At 60.4% G+C, this 6,690-nt stretch carries 7 protein-coding genes and 1 pseudogene; 5 read left to right on the top strand and 3 right to left on the bottom strand.

The genetic code is table 11. The features are described from left to right. Positions 1–86: 86 nt before the first annotated feature. The 3 genes and pseudogenes from R3F72_RS12625 (at position 87) to R3F72_RS12635 (ending at position 2,810) form a co-directional block, all read left to right on the top strand. On the top strand, positions 87–983 hold the full coding sequence (locus R3F72_RS12625; protein WP_332779801.1) for a cation transporter: 897 nt from the start codon (positions 87–89) through the stop codon (positions 981–983). Positions 984–986: 3 nt separating this feature from the next. After that, a complete protein-coding gene (gene lspA, locus R3F72_RS12630; protein WP_011233887.1) occupies positions 987–1,499 on the top strand; it encodes a signal peptidase II in 513 nt (170 codons plus the stop codon). A 21-nt stretch (positions 1,500–1,520) separates the two neighbouring features. After that, a pseudogene (locus R3F72_RS12635) lies at positions 1,521–2,810 on the top strand (ISL3-like element ISPpu12 family transposase). Between the two features lie 35 nt (positions 2,811–2,845). On the opposite strand, the gene R3F72_RS12640 reads toward R3F72_RS12635, so the two are convergent. Continuing rightward, the gene (locus R3F72_RS12640; protein ID WP_179208966.1) at positions 2,846–3,175 is read right to left on the bottom strand and encodes a nucleotidyl transferase AbiEii/AbiGii toxin family protein; all 330 of its coding nucleotides are present in this window, start codon (positions 3,173–3,175) and stop codon (positions 2,846–2,848) included. Next, a complete protein-coding gene (gene abiEi / locus R3F72_RS12645) occupies positions 3,172–3,744 on the bottom strand; it encodes a type IV toxin-antitoxin system AbiEi family antitoxin (RefSeq protein WP_087720957.1) in 573 nt (190 codons plus the stop codon). The genes R3F72_RS12640 and abiEi overlap by 4 nt, the downstream gene beginning before the upstream one ends. Positions 3,745–3,902: 158 nt before the next feature. Here abiEi and R3F72_RS12650 point away from each other — a divergent pair, with 158 nt between their 5' ends. Together R3F72_RS12650 and R3F72_RS12655 are read left to right on the top strand one after the other, a co-directional pair. Continuing rightward, the gene (locus tag R3F72_RS12650; RefSeq protein WP_332779802.1) at positions 3,903–5,081 is read left to right on the top strand and encodes an acyl-CoA dehydrogenase; all 1,179 of its coding nucleotides are present in this window, start codon (positions 3,903–3,905) and stop codon (positions 5,079–5,081) included. Between the two features lie 5 nt (positions 5,082–5,086). Then, positions 5,087–6,340: a CaiB/BaiF CoA transferase family protein gene (locus R3F72_RS12655; RefSeq protein WP_332779803.1), complete on the top strand. Its 1,254-nt coding sequence runs from the start codon at positions 5,087–5,089 to the stop codon at positions 6,338–6,340. 59 nt (positions 6,341–6,399) lie between these two features. Here the strand turns inward: R3F72_RS12655 and R3F72_RS12660 are convergent. Beyond that, positions 6,400–6,690: IS66 family transposase (locus tag R3F72_RS12660; RefSeq protein ID WP_332778557.1), on the bottom strand; the 291-nt coding region annotated here is incomplete at its 5' end.

Below are 6,690 nucleotides of genomic sequence, written 5' to 3' on the forward strand. Positions count from 1 at the left end.
CCGCAACGGATTCTCTACGCTATTGACCTTATAGCTACTATATAGTTTTAAATGAAAGCCCGATCACATTCAAGTGGAGTCATATCATGAGTAAAAACTGCGGAGGCCCCTGTGGCGACGATGCAAGGCCTGCGGCGGATACCGATATACAGGCCTCCTCCGAGGCGCCAGGGAGATGGGTCAGTGTTTATGCCGTGCCGAAGATGGACTGTCCATCAGAAGAACGAATGATTCGCCTAGCCCTGAACGGCTTTGAGGAGATTCGGGCGCTGTCCTTCGACTTGTCGAACCGCCGGCTGAAGGTCGTGCATGACGGCGAGGTCGAGCCCGTCACCTCGAAACTGAAGACCTTGGGGCTAGGCGCCTCGCTTCAGGAAACCGTCGCTGCAAATCCGGAGACCATCAAGGCCGCCGAGTTTTCGGCAGCTTCTGCTAAGCAAGAATCCGGGACCCTGCGCTGGTTGCTCGGCATCAATGCACTTCTGTTCGTGGTGGAAATGACTGCCGGTCTGATCGCCCAGTCCACCGGCCTGATTGGAGAGTCCCTGGACAATTTTGCCGATGCGGCGGTGTACGGGCTTGCCCTTTATGCGGTTGGACATAGCGTGAAAATGCAGGTACGTGCCGCGCATCTTGCTGGTGTACTGCAACTGATCTTGGCTGTGGGCGCGCTCGTAGAGGTGGTGAGACGCTTTGTATTCGGTAGTGAGCCTGAATCGCTGGTGATGATGGCTATCGCATTCGTCGCATTGATTGCCAATACCAGTTGTCTGCTGCTCATATCCAAACATCGGGAGGGCGGGGCGCACATGAAGGCAAGCTGGATATTCTCGGCCAACGACGTGGTGATCAACCTGGGGGTCATCACCGCCGGCGCCCTGGTCGTGTGGACCGGTTCCAATTATCCGGATCTAATTATCGGCACCATCGCGGGGCTCGTCGTGCTTAACGGTGCCAGGCGCATTCTGGCGCTCAAGGGTTAAATAATGCTCATTATTGGCAAAAAGCTCTCGCCGTACGCCCTGTTGTCCATATCGGGCCTGCTGGCAACGTCTGATCAAGCTGTAAAGTGGCTGGTGCAGCAATCAATGGCCTATGGCGAGTATGTTTCGGTGACCCCGTTCTTTAACTGGGTGCACCTATGGAACACCGGTGCCGCATTCAGTCTTTTTGCGAATGGTGGAGGCTGGCAGCGCTACTTTTTTATCGGAATCGCGGTAGTGGTCTCGATTTTTCTGATCAAGCTGATCCTTGAAAATCGTCATAAAGGAGAAGCCATCGCTTACAGTCTTATCCTCGGTGGCGCCATGGGCAACCTGATTGACCGGGTCTTTCGCGGCTATGTTGTGGATTCCTTTGATTTCTATTGGCGAGACTGGCATTGGCCGGCCTTCAACCTGGCTGATATTGCAATTGTCCTCGGTGCCTTACTTTTCGTTTCCAGCAGCTTGTTGGGTAAAAAAGCAAACACCAATGCCGAGTCGGATGGATCTGACTGACACCTACGCCTATACAACACCATGACCGAACTTCCCGACAACATCCTTCACCTGCCGCAATACCAAGTACTGGGCTGCAAATCAACCGACGACGAAATGCACTTCCAGGTGGACGTGCCCGATCCCATCGCCTGCGAGGAATGCGGCGTGCAGGGTGAGTTCGTACGGTTCGGCAAGCGTGACGTTCCCTATCGTGATCTGCCCATCCACGGCAAGCGGGTCACTCTCTGGGTGGTCCGCCGCCGATACACCTGCCGGGCCTGCAAGACAACATTCAGGCCCCAGCTACCGGAGATGGTGGACGGATTCCGTATGACACTGCGGCTGCATGAGTACGTGGAGAAGGAATCCTTCAACCACCCCTACACCTTTGTGGCGGCACAGACCGGCCTGGACGAGAAGACGGTGCGCGACATCTTCAACGCCCGCGCCGAGTTCCTGGGGCGCTGGCACCGCTTCGAGACGCCCCGCATTCTGGGCATCGACGAGCTGTACCTGAACAAGCGCTACCGCTGCATCCTGACCAACATCGAGGAGCGAACCCTGCTCGACCTGCTGGCTACCCGCCGTCAGGACGTGGTGACCAACTACCTGATGAAGCTGAAAGACCGGCAGAAGGTCGAGATCGTCAGCATGGACATGTGGAACCCCTAGCGGGCAGCGGTCAAGGCTGTGCTGCCCCAGGCCCGTATCGTGGTCGATAAGTTCCATGTGGTGCGCATGGCCAACGATGCCCTAGAGAGAGTGCGCAAGGGCCTCAGAAAGGAGCTGAAACCGTCCCAGAGCCGGACTCTCAAGGGAGACCGGAAAATCCTGCTGAAACGCGCTCACGAAGTCTCAGACCGGGAGCGCCTCATCATGGAGACCTGGACAGGCGCGTTCCCGCAACTGCTGGCCGCCTACGAGCACAAGGAGCGCTTCTACGGCATCTGGGACGCCACCACACGGCTCCAGGCAGAAGCCGCCCTGGACGAGTGGATAGCCACCATCCCGAAGGGGCAAAAGGAAGTCTGGAGCGATCTGGTCAGGGCAGTGGGAAACTGGCGCGAAGAGACCATGACCTACTTCGAGACGGACATGCCCGTCACCAACGCTTACACGGAGTCCATCAACCGACTGGCCAAGGACAAGAACCGTGAAGGGCGCGGTTACTCCTTCGAGGTGATGCGGGCACGAATGCTCTACACCACGAAGCACAAGAAGAAGGCACCGACTGCGAAGGTCTCTCCTTTCTACAAGAAAACCATCGGTTACGGACTGCCGGACTTCGCAGAGGAACTCAACTACGGAGTCGATCTATCAACCATCTGAGGGTGGTATCAGATTGATGGGGTGAAGGTGCCCCATCAACCATTAAATCCGTATACCCCCAATTGATAGCGTTGGCTGACGTAATCCTCGATGCATGTTTTGATGCGCGAGACGTCCCGGCTGTTGAATGCCGTCCCGCCCACGAAGTCGAGATATTCGCTGAATCGCGGAGCGCCATAGCAAAGTCTCAACGAGGTCCCGCCTTGAAATGTCAGTCCTTCGAGTAACCGCTCGCGGTCGAGCGCGAACAGAATATCGAAATGGAGCAGCTCCTTTTCGACGACCGGCCGCATTGCACGACGCGCGGGATCTTCCATGGCCAAGTCGACAAGCGCGGCAAAATCCGCAGGTTCGATGCGCTTCATGACATATCTTGCTCCCTGTCGAGCGACTGATGCTCATCGGGCACCAGCGCTGCGGTATCTACCAGATGGGTATTGCGACCGACGCGTTTGAGGTCGGCCCAGGCCGCCTCCGGCGTCGCAACTTTCAACGGACGTCCGACATCTCGCATCCGCTGCAGCAATTCCTGTACCGGGCGCTTGGTATGAGTGAATTCGAGCGTTCCGTAAGGCGTCCGATAGAGGCCTTTTCGCCCGGTAGTCATGATCGTCAGCCGGTCGACCGGTATCTGCGATATCGCACCATAAGCCGATAAAGCCGACTCCAGGCTCACGTAGCTGTACTCGCCACGTCGCATGGTTTTGGCGATTTCCTCGAGCCGATCGGCTTTTGTCCGCCTTGATCGAGCATAAACGTAGATGCCCCTGTGGACGCCTTCGAGTACGCCGAATCGGCGTAACCGACCGATACTCTCCTGCAATGTCTTGGGGCTATCCTCGGGGAATACCTTGGCCAGACCGGCTAGCGTGTAGACACATCGCCCTTGTCGATCCCAGCGATCCAGTCGATCACGGGCGGTATTGAGGTTCATAAGTGAACACCAGATCTGGTTTTGTATAGATTATGCGTCCACTTACCTCTTAGCAATGCTTTAAAACGTAGACATTTTGCCAATAGTGTCGACATTGCGAATGGCGCTATCGTGGTGGCTTCTCACGAACGGCATCGACGGTGCCAGGAGCCAAAGACATGTCCGCCTTCCAATGGGACGACCCTTTCCTGTTCGGCCAGCAGCTCAGCGACGAAGAGCGCCAGATTCAGCAGCTGGCGCGCGATTACTGTCAGGAGCGCTTACAGCCACGCGTGCTCGAGGCCTTCGAGAAGGATCACTTCGATCGCGAGATCCTGCGCGAGATGGGCGGGCTGGGCCTGCTGGGCGCGACGGTGGCCGAGAGCTATGGCGGCGCCGGCGCCAATCACGTCGCTTACGGGTTGATCGCCCGAGAGGTCGAGCGGGTCGACTCCGGCTACCGTTCCGCCATGAGCGTGCAATCCTCGCTGGTGATGTATCCGATCGAGGCCTACGGCACCGAGGCGCAGAAGCAGCGCTACCTGCCCGAGCTGGCCAGCGGCGAAATGGTGGGCTGCTTCGGCCTGACCGAGCCCAACGCGGGCTCCGACCCCGGCAGCATGCAGACCCGGGCGAAGAAGGTCGAAGGCGGCTACCGCCTCAGCGGCCAGAAGATGTGGATCACCAATAGTCCGATCGCCGATATCGCCGTGGTCTGGGCCAAATCCGATGCCCACGAGGGCAAGATCAAGGGCTTCGTGGTCGAACGCGGTGCCGAGGGCTTCTCGACGCCGACCATTCACGCCAAGGCGTCGCTGCGCGCCTCGGTGACCGGCGAGATCGTGCTGGATGACGTCTTCGTGCCGGAAGAGGCGCTGTTGCCCGGCGCCTCCGGGCTCGGCGGGCCGTTCGGTTGCCTCAACAAGGCCCGCTACGGCATCAGCTGGGGCACCATGGGCGCGGCAGAATTCTGCTGGCACGCTGCCCGTCAGTACACGCTGGATCGCCAGCAGTTCGGGCGTCCGCTGGCAGCGACTCAGCTGGTCCAGCTCAAGCTGGCGGACATGCAGACCGAAATCGCCCTGGGGCTGCAGGCCTGTCTGCGCGTCGGCCGTCTGCTGGACGATGGCCAGGCCACGCCGGAGATGATCTCGCTGATCAAGCGCAATCACTGTGGCAAGGCGCTCGATATCGCCCGCGTCGCGCGGGACATGCACGGCGGCAACGGCATCTCGCTGGAGTTCGGCGTGATCCGCCACATGATCAACCTGGAGACGGTCAATACCTACGAGGGCACGCATGATGTCCACGCTCTGATCCTGGGCCGCGCCCAGACCGGCATCCAGGCGTTCGGGTGAGCGCGATGAGCGACGTCACCCAGCCGCTGGCCGGGCTCAAGGTGCTGGATCTCTCGCGGGTGCTGGCCGGCCCGTGGTGTACGCAGCAACTGGCGGATCTCGGCGCCGAAGTGGTCAAGATCGAAAGGCCAGGGCAGGGCGACGATACCCGCGCCTGGGGGCCGCCGTGGCTGGAAGATGCGGAGACGGAATCGATGGCGGGTTCGGGGCAGGAGACCAGAGCCTCCGCCTATTTTCTCAGCGCCAATCGCGGCAAGCGCTCGGTCGCCATCGATCTTTCGACGGCCGAGGGGCAGGATCTGGTCCGCCGGCTGGCAACCAAGGCCGACGTGGTGATCGAGAACTTCAAGGTCGGCGGGCTGGCCGCCTACGGGCTCGATTACGCCAGCCTCAAAAGGCTCAAGCCGGAGCTGGTCTACTGTTCGATCACCGGTTTCGGACAGGACGGCCCCTACGCCGGCCGCGCCGGTTACGACTTCCTGATCCAGGGCATGGGCGGGTTGATGAGCCTGACCGGCGAACCCGAGGACCGCGGCGGCGAGCCGATGAAGGTGGGCGTCGCGATCACCGATATCTTCACCGGGCTCTACGCCGCCAATGCCATTCTCGCCGCGCTGCGTCGACGGGATGCCACCGGCGAGGGCGGCTATATCGACATGGCGCTACTGGATGTCCAGGTCGGCGTGCTCGCCAATCAGGCGCTCAACTACCTGACCAGCGGGCAGACGCCGCAGCGCATGGGCAACGCGCATCCCAACATCGTGCCGTATCAGGCCTTCGCCGCGTCGGATGGTCACCTGATCGTCACCGTGGGCAACGACACCCAGTTCCGGCATCTCTGCGAGGCGCTGGGCGAGGGCGAGTGGGCGGCGGACCCGCGCTTCGCCACCAATGCCCAGCGGGTCGCCCACCGCGAGCTTCTCGTCGCGCGCTTGAGCGAACGCCTGATCGCCAGGCCGAGGGACGAATGGCTTGTACTGCTGGAAGCCCACGGCGTGCCTTGCGGCCCCATCAATACGCTGGATCAGGTGTTCGACGATCCGCAGGTGCGCCACCGGGAAATGGTGGTGGAGCGCACCATGAGCGACGGCCACCGTGCGCGGCTGGTCGCCAACCCGATCACGCTGGACGGGCAGCGGATGACCTCTCCCCATTCGCCACCGCGCCTGGGCGAGCACACCGAGAGCGTGCTGAGCGATTGGCTGGCGCTGGATACCAAGGTTTTGGCGGATCTGCGTCGCACCGGCGCGATTTCCTGAGCGGGGAAGGCCCGGGCCGCTTGAATCCAGAAACGCTTGAATCAGAGTAACTATTCAGGTCACGCTGCCTGATCCAGGCCGTCCCGACGCATGAATTCGGGCACTTCACCGGCAAACAACTGTTCCAGTGCGGTGTGCGCTGCCAGGCCCTGCTTGACCGCCGTCGAGAGGAAGCTGCGCATCCGGCAGAAGATCTCGGCACCTTCCCAGGAGCGGAAACAGCCTGAAATCTTCTGCTGGACCTTGGTCATCCGCAGGTCACGCTCCCCTTGGTTATTGGTGAAGGGCGCGGCGGGGTCGTCGAGGAAACGCAGCACGTCGTCCTCGTACGCCTGGAGACGTTCGAGCAG

The organism is Salinicola sp. 4072 (assembly GCF_036663415.1).
In the GTDB taxonomy this organism is placed as follows: Bacteria; Pseudomonadota; Gammaproteobacteria; order Pseudomonadales; family Halomonadaceae; genus Salinicola; species Salinicola salarius_A.